The sequence below is a fragment of the Bibersteinia trehalosi USDA-ARS-USMARC-188 genome (assembly GCF_000521725.1).
Classification (GTDB): domain Bacteria; phylum Pseudomonadota; class Gammaproteobacteria; order Enterobacterales; family Pasteurellaceae; genus Bibersteinia; species Bibersteinia trehalosi.
In genome coordinates this window covers 1,429,555-1,444,590 of sequence record NZ_CP006954.1, presented here as the reverse complement: position 1 = coordinate 1,444,590, position 15,036 = coordinate 1,429,555, and the positions used below count along the sequence as shown (strand labels likewise).

General features: G+C 41.3%; 13 protein-coding genes and 1 tRNA gene. 10 read left to right on the top strand and 4 right to left on the bottom strand.

Annotation, left to right across the window (positions count from 1 at the left end; translation table 11 throughout):
- Positions 1-56 precede the first annotated feature (56 nt).
- Positions 57-1,028 (bottom strand): o-succinylbenzoate synthase, encoded by a 972-nt coding sequence (gene menC / locus F542_RS06610; protein WP_015432277.1) that lies wholly within the window; start codon positions 1,026-1,028, stop codon positions 57-59.
- A 1-nt stretch (position 1,029) separates the two neighbouring features.
- Positions 1,030-1,938: a LysR family transcriptional regulator gene (locus F542_RS06605; protein ID WP_025267146.1), complete on the bottom strand. Its 909-nt coding sequence runs from the start codon at positions 1,936-1,938 to the stop codon at positions 1,030-1,032.
- A gap of 358 nt (positions 1,939-2,296) precedes the next feature.
- Here F542_RS06605 and atoD point away from each other — a divergent pair, with 358 nt between their 5' ends.
- From atoD to F542_RS06575, 6 genes are all read left to right on the top strand, one after another.
- Positions 2,297-2,944, top strand: a complete 648-nt coding sequence (atoD, locus tag F542_RS06600; RefSeq protein WP_015432279.1) for an acetate CoA-transferase subunit alpha — start codon at positions 2,297-2,299, stop codon at positions 2,942-2,944.
- An 18-nt stretch (positions 2,945-2,962) separates the two neighbouring features.
- Positions 2,963-3,622 (top strand): 3-oxoacid CoA-transferase subunit B, encoded by a 660-nt coding sequence (locus F542_RS06595; protein ID WP_015432280.1) that lies wholly within the window; start codon positions 2,963-2,965, stop codon positions 3,620-3,622.
- A 10-nt stretch (positions 3,623-3,632) separates the two neighbouring features.
- The gene (locus F542_RS06590; protein WP_015432281.1) at positions 3,633-4,976 is read left to right on the top strand and encodes a TIGR00366 family protein; all 1,344 of its coding nucleotides are present in this window, start codon (positions 3,633-3,635) and stop codon (positions 4,974-4,976) included.
- 125 nt (positions 4,977-5,101) lie between these two features.
- Positions 5,102-6,283 carry an acetyl-CoA C-acetyltransferase gene (locus F542_RS06585; protein WP_015432282.1) on the top strand — a complete coding sequence of 394 codons (1,182 nt, stop codon included), beginning with the start codon at positions 5,102-5,104 and terminating at the stop codon, positions 6,281-6,283.
- A 35-nt stretch (positions 6,284-6,318) separates the two neighbouring features.
- A complete protein-coding gene (locus tag F542_RS06580) occupies positions 6,319-7,077 on the top strand; it encodes a 3-hydroxybutyrate dehydrogenase (RefSeq protein WP_015432283.1) in 759 nt (252 codons plus the stop codon).
- 102 nt (positions 7,078-7,179) lie between these two features.
- Complete coding sequence (locus F542_RS06575) at positions 7,180-8,568, top strand: GntP family permease (protein ID WP_015432284.1); 1,389 nt, start codon at positions 7,180-7,182, stop codon at positions 8,566-8,568.
- An 86-nt stretch (positions 8,569-8,654) separates the two neighbouring features.
- Here the strand turns inward: F542_RS06575 and F542_RS06570 are convergent, their stop codons facing one another.
- Positions 8,655-10,577 (bottom strand): ABC transporter ATP-binding protein, encoded by a 1,923-nt coding sequence (locus F542_RS06570; RefSeq protein ID WP_015432285.1) that lies wholly within the window; start codon positions 10,575-10,577, stop codon positions 8,655-8,657.
- 78 nt (positions 10,578-10,655) lie between these two features.
- On the opposite strand from F542_RS06570, the gene F542_RS06565 reads away from it, so the two are divergent.
- The 4 genes from F542_RS06565 to F542_RS06550 all read left to right on the top strand — a co-directional run bounded on the left by F542_RS06565 (position 10,656) and on the right by F542_RS06550 (position 13,444).
- Positions 10,656-11,276: a MarC family protein gene (locus F542_RS06565; protein WP_025267145.1), complete on the top strand. Its 621-nt coding sequence runs from the start codon at positions 10,656-10,658 to the stop codon at positions 11,274-11,276.
- A gap of 15 nt (positions 11,277-11,291) precedes the next feature.
- Positions 11,292-12,521: a molybdopterin molybdotransferase MoeA gene (gene moeA, locus F542_RS06560; protein WP_015432287.1), complete on the top strand. Its 1,230-nt coding sequence runs from the start codon at positions 11,292-11,294 to the stop codon at positions 12,519-12,521.
- 19 nt (positions 12,522-12,540) lie between these two features.
- Positions 12,541-13,299, top strand: coding sequence for a molybdopterin-synthase adenylyltransferase MoeB (gene moeB, locus F542_RS06555; RefSeq protein WP_015432288.1), 759 nt, complete (start codon positions 12,541-12,543; stop codon positions 13,297-13,299).
- Positions 13,300-13,368: 69 nt separating this feature from the next.
- Positions 13,369-13,444 (top strand) — tRNA-Asn (locus F542_RS06550).
- Between the two features lie 138 nt (positions 13,445-13,582).
- Here F542_RS06550 and trpCF read toward each other — a convergent pair.
- Positions 13,583-14,998 carry a bifunctional indole-3-glycerol-phosphate synthase TrpC/phosphoribosylanthranilate isomerase TrpF gene (gene trpCF, locus F542_RS06545; protein WP_015432289.1) on the bottom strand — a complete coding sequence of 472 codons (1,416 nt, stop codon included), beginning with the start codon at positions 14,996-14,998 and terminating at the stop codon, positions 13,583-13,585.
- Positions 14,999-15,036 lie beyond the last annotated feature (38 nt).

Here is a 15,036-nt window from a genome sequence, read left to right as displayed (position 1 = left end):
AATCACCGCTTGTAAATCTAAAGAAAGACGAAATTGGGCAATTTCGTCTTTTTCTTTTAAGCAATTTTTTGTAGAAAAGAGCTTTCTATGCCATAAAGTGGCAGGGAGGATAGAGGGAATGCTCTGATGAGCTGCTGTTGCATAAGTGATAGTGTATCTAAACCAGCTGCTGTTTGTGGAGTAACTTGTTCTGCAAAATGAGCCAATTGGCTTAGTCCCAAACTGCTTTCAATACTTGAACTAAGTACTGCTTGCAGTCCGAGCAGGTGAGCTTGTTTAATCATTGCTAAACATTTTTCTCTAGAGCCGATAAGCATTGGCTTGATAACAATAGCAGCAAGCCCTTCTTGTATTTGTAGCTGAACTTCTTTTAATTGTAAACTTTCGTCCCAAGCGATAGCAATTTGCTGATTTTTTGCAAATTGTAATGATTGTTCTACTGTTTGGCAGGGTTCTTCAATAAATACAATTTGCCGTTTTTCGGCTGGAGAAAGCCGTAATGCAAATTGTGATGCCGTATTGAGATCCCAAGCTCGATTAGCATCTAACCTTAATGAAAGATGAGGCATGGCATTAAGTAATTGCTGAACAGTTTTCGCATCTTGCTCGGGAGAATATCTGCCAACTTTTAATTTTGCTATGGTTATATTCTGCTGTTTTAAGCGTTCAATAGTTTTCAGCGAGCTATCGCTACAAAGTGGGACGGTCAAGACTGATTTTGCTTCGCACAAGCCGTGGCGTAGTTCATACAATGCCATACTTAAGCCAAAGGCAACCGATGGAAAGAGCGCTTCTAAAGTTTGAGTTCCACCATTTTGCCAGCAGGTAAGCCAAGCTAATGCTTGATTTTCAGCTTGTGCTAGTGATTCTTGGCTAAATCCACTTAGTGGGGCTATTTCCCCCCATCCTTCATGATGTTTTTCCGCTAAGTAGCAAATCAAGCCTGTACGAAAGCGTTGAGTTTGAGCGCGCAAAATCAGGCCGCTTTGTAGCGGAATTTGGTATCGATAGAGTGAAAATTTGCGCATATCATTCCTTTTGGGTTGCTTGGAACATACTCAGAAGCTCGTCAAAGATGTAATTTTCAGCATTTGAATATCGATCTTTTTTCAAACGACATAGTGTCACTCGCCATAAAATAGGATCTTTTATACGAACGCAAACTAAATCTTTATCAGGATAAAGCTCGGCAGTTGCTAAGGGTAAAATAGTGAGAATATCGGGGTTTGTTTTAGCCGTGTAATAGAGAAAATCCCATGAACTGGATTCACATAGAATATCAGGATAGATGCCATATCGCTCAAAACGCTCATTCAAATGCTGATAGATCATAAACGTTTTATCGAAGCTTACCATTTTCTCTTGATGTAACGTTTGCCAGCTAATCATCTCCTGACCAGCAAGGTGGTGACTTGGGGAACAAAACACCGCAAGTTCTGAGCGGTAGATCTCAAAAGAATCCATAATATGGTGAGGAATTTGTTCGGGATAGAGCAAGGTCGCAAAATTAATATTGCCTAGCAGTAACTCATTTTTTAAGGAAAATGCGCCTTGTTCTTTAAATAGAAACTTGATATTCGGGTTGTTTTGTATCAAGTTTGGAATCACTTTTGGAAAGACAACCGATAAAATTAATGGTGGAATGCCTATCGTGATATTGCCATTGATCTGCCGTTTTTTCGTGTGCAAATCCCTGTTCATTTGATTATATTTTTCAATCAATTCTTTGGCATCACGGTAGTAGTTTTCTCCTACGTAGGTAAGCCCTGTAATTTTACCGTTAGCACGATTGAAGAGCTGAATATTTTCCCGATTTTCAAATTCGTTCACCATCATGCTGAGCGCCGGCTGAGAAATATACAAATTCTGTGAAGCTCGGCTAAGATTGAAGTCATTTTCAACAATACCGATAAAATAGCGCAAATGTTTAATGTCCATTTTTTCTCCAATCAAAAAGACGACTTTTTCTTCAAAATGTGAACAGTTTCACACTTTTTTCCTAAATTGTCTCCTTTAATACCGCTTTAGTTGATTCTAGTCAATCTATAAATTTTTCTTATATTTTTGTAAAAAATCTGTATTGCCGTTTTGCCAAATTGTACTGTTATAATTTTGTAAAAGAAAGTTTTCAAGCGGTATTTTTTAATAAATTTCTTGCAAAACAAATGGTTGTGTTTTGTTTCTTGCCTGCAAGAATGCCTTCGATGCATTTTTTTCTCGTTAATATATTGTAACCATCTCATCCGCAGAGACTTTCTTATATAAATTTACTTTATCTTAATGACTGGAGAAGACTATGTCTAAACTTATTTCTATTGGTGAAGTTAGAGCGCATTTCTCTGACGGTATGACATTAATGTCAGGTGGCTTTATGGGCTGTGGCGCCCCTGAGCTGATTATTAAAGAAATTCTCGATGCAGGCATTAAGGACATTACCCTAATTAGTACTGATACCGCTATGGTTGATACAGGGGTAGGTCCTTTAATTGTTAATGGGCGAGTAAAAAAACTTTATGCCTCTCATATTGGTACTAATCCAGAAACAGGCAAACGCATGATTTCAGGAGAGCTAGAAGTTGAGCTGTGTCCACAAGGTACTTTGGCTGAACGTATCCGTGCAGGTGGTGCTGGTTTAGGCGGTATTTTGACGCCAACAGGTGTTGGTACCGTAGTAGAAGAAGGTAAGCAGAAACTTACGCTCGATGGTGTCGAGTATCTGCTTGAGCGACCACTGACTGCGGATGTTGCAATCATCAAAGCGGATATAGCCGATGAGAGTGGAAATTTAGTGTTTGCTGGTTCAGCTCGCAATTTTAATCCTTTAATGGCACTCGCGGGTAAAACTGTCATCGTGCAAGCAACAAAGGTAGTTAAAGTGGGCGAAATTGATCCAAATATGGTGATGATTCCTGCTGCTGTAGTGGATTACATTGTAAAAGCTTAATGGGAAGGAGAACAGAAAATGAATGCAAAAGAAATTATTGCCCGCCGTATTGCACTTGAATTTAACGATGGCGACATTGTTAACTTGGGTATTGGCTTACCTACAATGGTGGCAAATTATGTGCCAAGTGATATTTCAATTACCCTTCAATCAGAAAATGGTTTCTTAGGTTTAGCGGCTTTTGATCCTGAAAATCCGGATGAAAATATTGTGAATGCCGGCGGTCAACCTTGTGGTATTCAGCCTGGTGGTATGTTTTTTGATAGTGCTTTTTCATTTGCCTTAATTCGTGGTGGTCATGTTGATGCCTGTGTATTGGGTGGCTTAGAAGTTGATCAAGAAGGTAACTTAGCTAATTGGATGGTACCCGGCAAAATGGTTCCTGGTATGGGAGGAGCAATGGACTTAGTCACAGGTGCACGCCGTGTCATCATCGGTATGGAACATTGTGCTAAAACAGGTAGCTCAAAAATCTTGAAAAAATGCACCTTGCCATTAACCGCGCGTAATAAAGTGAAAATGGTGGTCACTGAGCTTGCTGTATTTGAGTTTATTGATGGTCAATTAACCCTAACAGAAATTGCTGAAGGCTGTGATTTAGCCACAGTTAAAGGCAAAACGGAAGCAGAATTTACTGTTTCGCCAAACCTCAAAACCATGCCATTAGCAGGTGTGTAAGGAAGCGCTTATGATTAGCCGTATTTCCCGATTTATGACGACCATCGTCAGCAAATATATGCCAGAACCACTGGTTTTGGCGGTATTGCTGAGTATCGTCATCTTCTTTTGGGCATTTGGAGTAACAGAACATAGCGCCGGCGCATTAGTAGAAATGTGGGGGAATGGTTTCTGGAATCTGCTGGCTTTCTCAATGCAAATGGCAATGGTGGTAGTAACAGGTAATGCGCTTGCCTCTGCACCACAAATTCGCCGTTTCCTTTCAACCGCGGCTTCTGTGGCAAAAACACCAACACAGGGAGTCATGCTTGTTACTTTTATGAGCTGTGTGGCCTGTGCGATTAACTGGGGATTTGGTTTAGTCGTTGGTGCTATGTTTGCCAAAGAAGTCGCTCGCCGCATTAAAGGTGTGGATTACGCATTGTTAATTGCCTGTGCTTATATTGGATTTATGACATGGGGAGGCGGTTTTTCTGGTTCTATGCCACTACAAGCGGCAACACCAAATAACCCTATCGCTCGCTTTATCACAGATTCAAACTACGCAGATGGCATTATTCCTGTCACCCAAACTCTACTCACAGGTTACAACATCTTTATTGTAGGGATGCTGATTATTTGTCTGCCATTCCTTACCAAGATGATGCATCCAAAAGCAGATGAAGTAAAAGCAGTAGATCCGCGCTTATTGCAAGAAGATCCTGATTTCAGCAAAAAGCTCACCGCGGATTCAACTATTGCCGAAAAAATTGAAGAAAACCGTTGGCTTGCTTACTTAATTTCGGGCACTGGTTTTGTTTATCTTGGCATGTATTTCGTAGATAAAGGCTTTAACCTCACTATTAACATCGTGAACTTCATTTTCTTAATGGTAGGCCTTGCCTTACATGGCTCCCCAGCCGCTTATGTACGAGCAATTACCAATGCTGCGCGTAGTACCGCAGGGATCTTAATTCAATTCCCATTCTATGCGGGGATGCAATTAATGATGGAGCATTCTGGCTTAGGCGGAATGATCACTCAATTCTTTGTGGATATTTCAAATAAAGATACCTTCCCACTTCTCACTTTCTTTAGCTCAGCATTAGTGAATTTTGCTGTGCCGTCCGGTGGTGGTCACTGGGTCGTGCAAGGACCATTCGTTATCCCAGCTGCGCAAGAATTAGGTGCTGATTTGGGTAAAGCGGTAATGGGGATTGCTTATGGCGATATGTGGGCAAACATGGCTCAACCGTTCTGGGCATTGCCTGCGCTCGGTATTGCTGGTTTAGGAGTGCGGGACATTATGGGCTACTGTATGACTGCTCTGATCTTTACCACACCAATTTTCGTGATAGGGCTCTATTTTCTATAAAGATAAAACCAAGCGGTCGTTTTTAGCAAAAAATCTGCAAAAAAAGAGCGCTTACAAGGTGCAATTTACTGCACCAAATAATTTTTAATGGTGCAACAAGTTGCACTCTACAGAAGGAAAACAGTATGAAAAATATAGTTATTGCAAGTGCGGTGCGCACCGCAATCGGCAGTTTCGGTGGTTCTTTAGCAGGGGTTTCGGCAGTGGAACTCGGCACAACAGTAATCAAATCTGCGATTGAGAGAGCCGGTTTAGACATGACTAAAGTAGATGAAGTGATTATGGGGAATGTGCTTCAGGCCGGACTTGGGCAAAACCCTGCCCGCCAAGCGTTATTACGCGCAGGTATTGCCCAAGAAGTCCCCGCTTATACAGTAAACAAAGTATGTGGTTCAGGTTTAAAGGCTGTGGCACTTGCTGCTCAAGCAATTAAAGCCGGTGATGCAAATATCATCATCGCTGGCGGTATGGAAAATATGAGCCAAGCACCGTACTTGTTAGATTCTAAGTCACGCTGGGGCTATCGTTTAGGCGATGGCAAAGTACAAGATGTGATTTTATCCGATGGCTTAATGTGTGCAGAAAATCACTACCATATGGGGATTACGGCAGAAAATGTTGCCAAAAAATATGGTATTACCCGCCAAATGCAGGATGAATTGGCACTTTCCTCTCAGCAAAAAGCCACTGCTGCCATTCAATCAGGTGCATTCAAAAATGAAATCATACCAATGAATGTAAAAATTAAACGCAAGGAAGTGGTTTTTGATACCGATGAGTTTGTAAAACAAGATTCAACTCTTGAAGGTTTATCTTCACTTCGTACTGCGTTTGATAAAGAAGGAACAGTTACCGCAGGGAATGCTTCAGGTATTAACGATGGCGCTGCTGCATTAGTGGTGGTCGAAGAAGAAACAGCAAAAGCATTGGGATTAAACATTCTTGCGCGTATTAAAGGCTATGCAAGTGGTGGGGTTGCGCCAGATATTATGGGCATGGGGCCTGTTCCTGCAACACAAAATGCGCTGAAAAAAGCAGGCTTAACCTTAAACGACATTGATCTCATTGAAGCTAATGAAGCATTTGCGGCACAGTTCTTAGCGGTGGGTAAAGAGTTAGGTTTTAACCCTGAAAAAGTCAATGTAAACGGTGGTGCAGTAGCTCTAGGTCACCCTATCGGTGCAAGTGGTGCGCGCATCTTAGTCACTTTATTACACGCAATGCATGCCCGTGATAAACAATTCGGTTTAGCAACGCTTTGTATCGGTGGTGGACAAGGCATTGCCATGATCGTTGAACGTATTTAATAACAACCAAAAAATGAAAACAGAAGGAAAATCTTATGACTAAAAAAGTTGCATTAGTAACAGGTGCTGCAAGTGGTATTGGCTTAGCTGTATGCGAAAGTTTAGCGACGGAAGATCTGAATATCGTTATGGTCGATGTAAACGAAGATGCGTTAAAAGAACACGCAACGCGTTTACAAGCGGCCTACATTAAAGCAGATCTTTCGCAGCGAGAAGGTTGCCAAGCAGCAGTGGAATTTGCGGCTCAAAAGTTTGGTAGCGTGGATATCCTCGTGAATGTGGCAGGGATTCAGAACGTCTGTGCGATTGATGAATTCCCAGAAGATAAATGGGATTTTATGATCAATTTAATGCTTACCGCGCCATTCTTGCTTACTAAATATAGCTGGAAATACATGAAAGCCAATAAATGGGGACGCATCATTAACTTGAATTCCATTCATGGCTTAGTCGCTTCAGATTACAAATCTGCTTATGTTTCAGCAAAACACGGTTTATCGGGCTTAACAAAAGTTGCAGCTTTGGAAGGCGGTGAATTTGGCATCACTGTAAATTCTATTTGCCCAGCTTATGTCCGTACTCCGTTAGTGGATAAACAAATTGCAGATCAAGCACGTAATCATGGTATTTCTGAAGAGGAAGTGATCAGCAAAATCATGCTTTCAAAAGCAGCCGTTAAACGCATGATTGAGCCAGAAGAGCTGGGCGCTTTCGTTAAATTCTTATGCTCTGATGCTGCAGCTTCTATTTCTGGCGCAACGCTCACCATGGATGGAGGCTGGACTGCCGGCTAAATTTTAGGGCGGTACTGTTTCTCCTGTGCAGTGCCGCCTATTTTTATATTTTTTATTTTTATATTTTTTAAAGTTTTACTTACTAAACAAGGAAACATCGCTATGAGTACTATTGCAATTATTCTCTCATTATTGATGCTGATGTATTTCGCTTATCGCGGAATGACTGTTTTACTACTTGCTCCGCTACTTGCTATTTTTGCGGTAGTATTAAGTGGTGACGGTATAATGATGATGCCCAAATATACCGAAACCTTTATGACGGCGTTAAGCGGTTATTTACTTAATTTCTTTCCTGTATTCTTATTCGGCGCACTATTTGGACAGCTTATGGCAGATTCAGGCGCTGCTGCGGGTATTGCTAAAGGCATTGTAAAAATGCTAGGTAGCCGTCAAGCAATTTTAACTGTGATTATTGCCTGTGGTTTATTAACCTATGGTGGTGTATCGCTTTTCGTGGTGGCTTTCGCTATTTATCCGATTTCGAAAGTATTATTCCGTGAAGCAAATATTCCTAAACGTTTAATTCCCGCAACCATTGCTTTAGGTTCATTTACCTTTTCAATGACCGCATTACCCGGTACACCTGCGGCAACCAACGCTATCCCAATGCCATTTTTTAATACTAATGCTTTCGCCGCTCCAGGTTTAGGCTTAATCGGTGCTGCAGTGATGTTTGTTGGTGGCTGGTTATGGCTACAAAGCCGTGCAAGAAAAGCCGCGGCAAATGGTGAAGGTTACGGTGAACATACAAGCGAAAAAGATGAAGATATGTCTGCGTTAGACAGCAATGTCATGCCATTTGGGCTTGCAATTTTACCATTGATATTAGTAATTGCAGTGAATGCTTTATTGACTTACGGCATTTTCCCAAATGTAGATTTTAGCTCAATTACTGAGGCTTTCCCAAACCTTGCGATTAAAGGACGTTTAGGCTTGTGGGCAATCATTACTTCACTTGCGGTGGCATGTGCAGTATTAATCGCTTTACGATTAGGTAAATGGAAGTCGCTGCAAGGTACGGTAAACAAAGGGGTATATGGTTCGATGTTGCCAATCTTTAATACGGCTTCAGAAGTAGGTTATGGTGCGGTCGTGGCATCATTAGCGGGCTTTGCTATTATTCGTGATTCTGTATTAAATGTGTCTTCTAACCCGTTAGTGTCAGAAGCAGTGGCAATGAGTACCCTTGCTGGTATCACTGGCTCATCATCTGGTGGCTTGAGTATTGCATTAAAAGCATTAGGTGAAGATTATCTCCGCATGGCGATGGAAGCCGGTATTGATCCAGAACTATTACACCGTGTTGCTGTAATGGCAGCTGGTGGTTTTGATACCTTACCACATTGCGGTGCAATCATTACTTTACTTTCAATTTGCCATTTAAATCATAAACAGTCATACCTCAATATTGCCATGGTGACAATTGCTATCCCTGTTTTGGCGGTTATTACGGTGATTACCTTAGGTACTATGTTCGGATCGTTCTAATCTATTTAGTAGATTTTGAGTAAAAAAAGACCGCTTGTAGTGTCCAATGTGGGGTGGACAAACAGCTACAAGCGGTCTTTTTCATATTATTCGCTCATGATGGTATCTAATTCATCTTGCAATTCTAGCCACTGTATTTCCACTTCTTCGAGGGCTTTTTTCACTTTCACCTGTTCGGTAAGTGTGTCGGTTAATTTGGCTTTATTGGCAGTTTCATAGATTTCAGGGGCAGCGAGAGTTTGTTCTAAATGATTTAGCTGAGCAGTGAGTTTCTCAAGCTCTTTTTCAAGTTGAGTGAGTTTCTTACGAATCGGAGCCGCTTGCTGGCGGCGTTCTGCTTCTACGCGTTTTTGCTCTTTGCGATTTTGCGCTGAGTGTTCTTTCAGTTCTTCGTTACAAGCGGTCGTATTTTCCGCTTTTTTTGCAAAATCGGGTTGGCTGTTAAGTGCATTTAGCCATTTTTGATAGTCGTCTAGATCACCGTGAAACTCTTCAGCTTTGCCATCGTGTACTAAGTAAAATTCGTTTACAGTAGAACGGAGCAAATGACGATCGTGCGAGACTATCACCAGCGAGCCTTCATATTGGGTTAAAGCCTCAGTGAGAGCTTGACGCATATCTAAATCAAGATGGTTAGTAGGCTCATCTAGCAGCAATAGATTCGGGCGTTGCCAAACGATTAATGCTAAAACAAGTCGGGCTTTCTCGCCACCAGAGAACGATTTCACTGCTTGTTTTACTTTATCTCCGTGAAAGGCAAAACCGCCCAAATAGTTTCGTAGCTCTTGTTCGGTTTTTTCAGGAGCAAGGCGGCTTAAATGCCAAATTGGGCTTTCTTCTGCACGTAGCGTGTCAAGCTGATGTTGAGCAAAATAGCCAAGCTGTACACCTTTGGCTAATTGCACCGTACCAGATTGCGCCGCAATTTCCCCTGCTAATAATTTGATTAGCGTAGATTTTCCCGCGCCATTTTTCCCCAATAAACCAATACGAGAACCTGGAACAAGATTGAGTTTTACTGAGTTTAAAATTGTTTTTTCACCATAGCCTGCACTCACCTTTTCCATCATTAACAGCGGGCTGGGTAAGGAAAGCGGTTCGCGAAATTCAAAGGAGAACGGGCTATCGGCATAAGCTGGTGCAATGAGCTCCATCTTTTCTAATGCCTTCACTCGGCTTTGCGCTTGTTTCGCCTTTGTTGCTTTTGCCTTAAAGCGGTCGATAAATTTTTGCAGATGCGCGATTTTATGTTGTTGTTGCTGATAAGCCGCGTTTTGCTGAGCTAGCTTCGTTGCTCGTTGAATTTCGAACGAAGAATAGTTACCGGTGTAGTCAAAAATTTTCTGCTGCTCAATGTGAAATACGCGATCAATAATAGGATCAAGAAAATCACGGTCGTGTGAGATTAAGATCAACGTACCACGATATTGGCTTAACCAACGTTCAAGCCAAATCACTGCATCTAAGTCTAAGTGGTTGGTTGGCTCATCAAGCAATAATAAATCAGATCGACAGAGTAGCGCTTGAGCAAGATTTAGACGCATACGCCATCCACCGGAAAAGGATTTGACCGGAAGTTGTAACTGTTCTTGGTTAAAACCCAAGCCATCAAGCAATGTTGCTGCACGCGATTGAATGCTCCAAGCATCGATCGTTTCCAAGCGGCTATGTAAAGTGGCAATGAGATGCCCGTCATTCGCAGCATTTGCTTGCTCTAGCTGGTATTGCAAGGTGGTATATTCACGATCACCTTGAATCACGTAATCTATTGCAGAAATGTCTAGTGCTGGTGTTTCTTGGTTTACCCAAGATATTGCCCAATTAGTAGGGTATTTGATTTCACCACCCTCAGCATGCAGCTCGTTTTTTAATAAGGCAAGTAGAGAAGATTTACCACAACCATTTTTACCGACTAATCCGATTTTTTGTCCGGTATGAATGGTTGCATTTGCATTTTCGAGCAAGAGTGTTTGCCCGCGTTTAAGCGTTAAATTATTGAGAAAAATCATTTAAATTTGAATAAGTTAGTTGGTTTTGTTTAGCTTTTATTGCACAATATTGCTCGTTTTTAGCTTACGGAGTGAATGATGTTTGATTCATTAGTTGTGCAATTTGTGGTGCTTTGGGCAGTCATTGATCCTGTGGGGTCAATTCCAGTCTATTTGGCAAAAACTATCGGCTTATCACCAGATGATCGCCGTAAAATCGCGCGCAATGCCACATTGATTGCAGCGGGGATTTTACTCTTTTTCTTGGTGTTAGGACAATGGCTATTAGAGGCAATGCAAATACCGCTGTCAGCCTTCCAAATTGCGGGTGGGTTAGTGTTGCTGCTGTTCGCCTTAACCATGATTTTTGGGCAAAGTAAGCCTGATCAAGAAATTAAAATGAAGAGCAGTTTAAGTGAACTGGCGGTGTATCCACTGGCTGTACCATCAATTGCTTCCCCTGGGGCGATGATGGCTGTCGTGTTATTGACAGACAACCATCGCTATAACTTACTGGAACAGGCGATCACTGGCGGAATTATGCTGGCAGTTGTAGCGATTACTTATGTACTTTTACTGCTTGCAAACCATATTCAAAAATATATTGGCAATGCAGGTGCCGCTATTATTAGTCGTGTGATGGGGCTTATTTTGTCTGCCGTTGCCGTCAATAATATTCTCGTTGGGCTGCGTGATTTTGTGCAGCAAGCTGCGCTATAAATTTAAGGAAATGCTATGTCTCTTTTATCTCTTTCTTCTGCTTTAGAAAATCTTTTAACTTGTTTGCCAATGCCGAATCAATTTGAAACGATTGCATTGCATGAGGCTGCAAACCGTGTGTTGGCAGAGGATGTTTTCTCACCGATTAATGTCCCAAATTTTGATAATTCCGCAATGGATGGCTACGCGATTTCTTTGCAAAATTTTGTAGAAAATCAACCGCTTGCTGTGATTGGCAAAGCATTTGCTGGTAATCCTTTTAGCGGTAAAATTCAATCCGGACAATGTGTTCGGATTATGACGGGAGCAAAAATTCCCGAAAATACGGATGCAGTTGTGATGCAAGAAGATACCATTATTCGTGATGATGGTACGATGATGATAACTAAACCGGTTAAGCTTGGGGCAAATATTCGCAGAGTGGGAGAAGATGTTGCGCAAGGCAGTTTAGTGTTGGCAAAAGGTAGTCAATTAAATGTGAGCAGCTTGCCGTTATTGGCATCACTCGGTATTGCAGAGGTAAAAGTTTTCCCTAAAGTTAAAGTGGCAATACTTTCAACCGGCGATGAATTGGTTTCGGTTGGTGAGCCTTTAAATGAAGGACAGATTTATGATACCAATCGCTTTACGGTGCGGTTAATGTTAGAAAAATTAAATTGTGAGATTTTAGATTTTGGCACATTACCTGATAACCCTGAAATTTTTGAGCGAACCTTTGTGCAAGCGCAACGCCAAGCAGATGTGTTGATCACCAGTGGCGGGGTTTCTGTGGGGGAAGCCGATTTCACCAAAACTGTCATTGAAAAATTGGGCAAAATTGATTTTTGGAAAATTGCTATGAAACCAGGTAAGCCATTTGCTTTCGGAAAATTGGAAAAAGCATGGTTCTTTGGGCTTCCTGGTAACCCTGTTTCGGCATTAGTAACCTTTTATCAGTTGGCTCAGCCTGCGCTCATGAAACTTGCCGGTTTTTCAGCTGAAAAAATTGCAAATTTTTCGCCTAAATTGACCGCTTGCGCGGCTGTTTCAATGAAAAAAGCAGTGGGACGGCAAGATTTCCAACGGGGCTTTTTCTATGCCGATGAAAATGGGCAGCTGGTTGTGAAGACGGTTGGAACACAAGGTTCACATATTTTCAGCGCCTTTAATGAGAGCAACTGTTTTATTGTGCTAGAACAGGAACGAGGAAATGTTGAGGTCGGCGAACGCGTAGTTATTCAGCCGTTTAATTTACTTTTATCTTAAAACCTAAGGCAGCGATAATATGGAACTTTCCGATCAAGAAATGTTGCGATATAACCGTCAAATTGTTTTAAAAAATGTTGATTTTGATGGGCAGGAAAAATTAAAAGCTAGTCGAGTGTTAGTGGTTGGGGTTGGAGGCTTGGGCTGTGCTGCTAGCCAATATCTTGCCAGTGGCGGAATAGGGCACTTAACCTTAGTGGATTTTGATAGTGTCTCTCTTTCTAATCTTCAACGCCAAATTTTGCATACAGATGCAACAATTGGCGAACCTAAAGTATTTTCTGCCCAACAACGGTTGCAGCAACTTAATCCACATATTGAAATTAAGCCGATTCATGCCGAATTGAGTGAATTGCAGTGGCAAACATTGATCCCTGAATATGATGTTGTGTTAGATTGTACTGATAATGTGAATATTCGAAATTTACTTAATCAAATCTGTTTTCAGCATAAAATTCCGTTGGTGTCCGGCTCCGCTATTCGATTTGAAGGGCAACTCAGTGTATTTCGTTATACAGATAATGAGCCTTGCTACCAGTGTTTAAGTACATTGTTTGGGGAAAATATACTCAGTTGTGTCGAGGCTGGGGTAATTGCGCCTATCGTTGGCGTAGTTGGTAGCCTACAAGCATTGGAATGTATTAAGGTATTATTAGGTATTGGGAAAACCTTATCTGGGAAATTATTGATGATCGATGGTTTAAATTTTTCGGTACGAGAGATGAAATTGCCGAAACAGCCGCACTGTCAGATCTGTAAGAATTTTCTAGAAAGTTAAAGAAATGCAAAGATTTTATTTTACCCTTGACTATTGGGAACGTTATCATTAACATTTCCTTTGTTTTGTTCCTCCTTAGTTCAGTCGGTAGAACGGCGGACTGTTAATCCGTATGTCGCTGGTTCAAGTCCAGCAGGAGGAGCCAATTCATTTCCTCCTTTAGTTAGTTTTTACTTTTGACCTTGTTTTATTTGTCTCCTTTTATAAAACAGTGATTCATACCTCCTAGAATTAGGTCAAAAGAATTGCCCGCCAATTGCGGGCATTTTTTTTATCTAACGCGTTATTTTGCATGTAAACGGATAAGCTGGAAGGCTTGTGCAATTTTGTCTGCATGCTTGATTCCTTTGGCTGTTTCTAACCCCGAATTAAGATCAACGCCTAAACAGCCTACCTGTAAAGCCTGTTCGAGATTTTCTAAATTAATCCCGCCAGCTAAGATAGCTTTTGATTTTAGCTTTTCAGGAATCAATGCCCAATTAAATGTTTTCCCTGTGCCTCCTTGTTGATTTGTCGTTTTACTATCTAAAATATAACGTTGAATAAGAGGATTATCAGCAAAATCAAATCGTTGTGCATCGACATCAATTGAAATTGCTTTCCAAATTTGAACATTTCCCTCAAGCTGCTCTGCAAGCTGGGCAATATAAAGTTCATCTTCGTTACCATGTAGTTGCACAGCATAAAGCTCAAGCTGTTTTGCAATTTTTACGACAAACTCGACCGCTTGATTTTGGAAAACACCAACAAAGCGTAAAAGAGCCTGTACGACTAATTCTTGTGCTTGACGCAGAGATAAGGCTCGCACAGATTTTTCTGCAAAAATCAGCCCACCATATAGTGCACCATTGGCATAGGCTGCTTGCACATCTTGTGGGCGAGTTAAGCCGCAGATTTTGTTTTCACCAAAAATGACTGCGCGCACTGCATTATTCAGATCATGGCTTCCCATTAAGCTGCTACCAATTAAGAAACCATGAGCGCTTTGCGAGATACTTTTCACTTGGCTATGATCGTAAATGCCAGATTCGCTGATTAAACGCACATCAGCGGGAATTTGGTCACGATATTTTGCTACCAACGCGATAATGCGGTTCATATCTATGCTTAAATCATGCAAGTTGCGGTTATTCACCCCGATCACTTTTGCCCCCAGTGCTAAGGCTCGTTCAAATTCTTGCTCATTGCTGGTTTCTGTGAGAACACCCATCCCCAAACTGTGTGCTAAATCGCTTAATTGACGATAGGTGGGGTCATCTACAACCGAAAGCATCAATAAAATTGCATCAGCGTGGTGATAGCGGGCAAGATAAACTTGATAAGAAGAGATCATGAAGTCTTTACACAAAATAGGTTGGCTAACCTGATTTCGGACTTGCGAGATAAAATGAAAATTGCCTTGAAAATATTGTTCATCAGTGAGTACAGAAATGACGCTAGCATAGTGTTTATAGACTTGCGCAATAGCATCTAAATCAAATTCTGCACGAATTAATCCCTTTGATGGTGAAGCTTTTTTGCATTCTAAAATATACACAGGTTGTTGGTGAGAGCCTTTTGCAAGCGCAGCATAAAAATCGCGATCACTTGGCTGTAGTTGCGCTTGAAATAGTGAAAGTGGAAATTGTTGTTCGGCATTTGCTACCCAAAGGGCTTTATCTTTGACGATTTTTTGTAGAATAGTAGGTTGATTTTGCATTTTGATCCCTTATAGTGTGCGACTATTTTTCATCTTTA

Coding starts and splice junctions, on each gene's coding strand:
- menC (WP_015432277.1), bottom strand. CDS start 1,028: ATGCGCAAATTTTCACTCTATCGATACCAAATTCCGCTACAAAGCGGC.
- F542_RS06605 (WP_025267146.1), bottom strand. CDS start 1,938: ATGGACATTAAACATTTGCGCTATTTTATCGGTATTGTTGAAAATGAC.
- atoD (WP_015432279.1), top strand. CDS start 2,297: ATGTCTAAACTTATTTCTATTGGTGAAGTTAGAGCGCATTTCTCTGAC.
- F542_RS06595 (WP_015432280.1), top strand. CDS start 2,963: ATGAATGCAAAAGAAATTATTGCCCGCCGTATTGCACTTGAATTTAAC.
- F542_RS06590 (WP_015432281.1), top strand. CDS start 3,633: ATGATTAGCCGTATTTCCCGATTTATGACGACCATCGTCAGCAAATAT.
- F542_RS06585 (WP_015432282.1), top strand. CDS start 5,102: ATGAAAAATATAGTTATTGCAAGTGCGGTGCGCACCGCAATCGGCAGT.
- F542_RS06580 (WP_015432283.1), top strand. CDS start 6,319: ATGACTAAAAAAGTTGCATTAGTAACAGGTGCTGCAAGTGGTATTGGC.
- F542_RS06575 (WP_015432284.1), top strand. CDS start 7,180: ATGAGTACTATTGCAATTATTCTCTCATTATTGATGCTGATGTATTTC.
- F542_RS06570 (WP_015432285.1), bottom strand. CDS start 10,577: ATGATTTTTCTCAATAATTTAACGCTTAAACGCGGGCAAACACTCTTG.
- F542_RS06565 (WP_025267145.1), top strand. CDS start 10,656: ATGTTTGATTCATTAGTTGTGCAATTTGTGGTGCTTTGGGCAGTCATT.
- moeA (WP_015432287.1), top strand. CDS start 11,292: ATGTCTCTTTTATCTCTTTCTTCTGCTTTAGAAAATCTTTTAACTTGT.
- moeB (WP_015432288.1), top strand. CDS start 12,541: ATGGAACTTTCCGATCAAGAAATGTTGCGATATAACCGTCAAATTGTT.
- trpCF (WP_015432289.1), bottom strand. CDS start 14,998: ATGCAAAATCAACCTACTATTCTACAAAAAATCGTCAAAGATAAAGCC.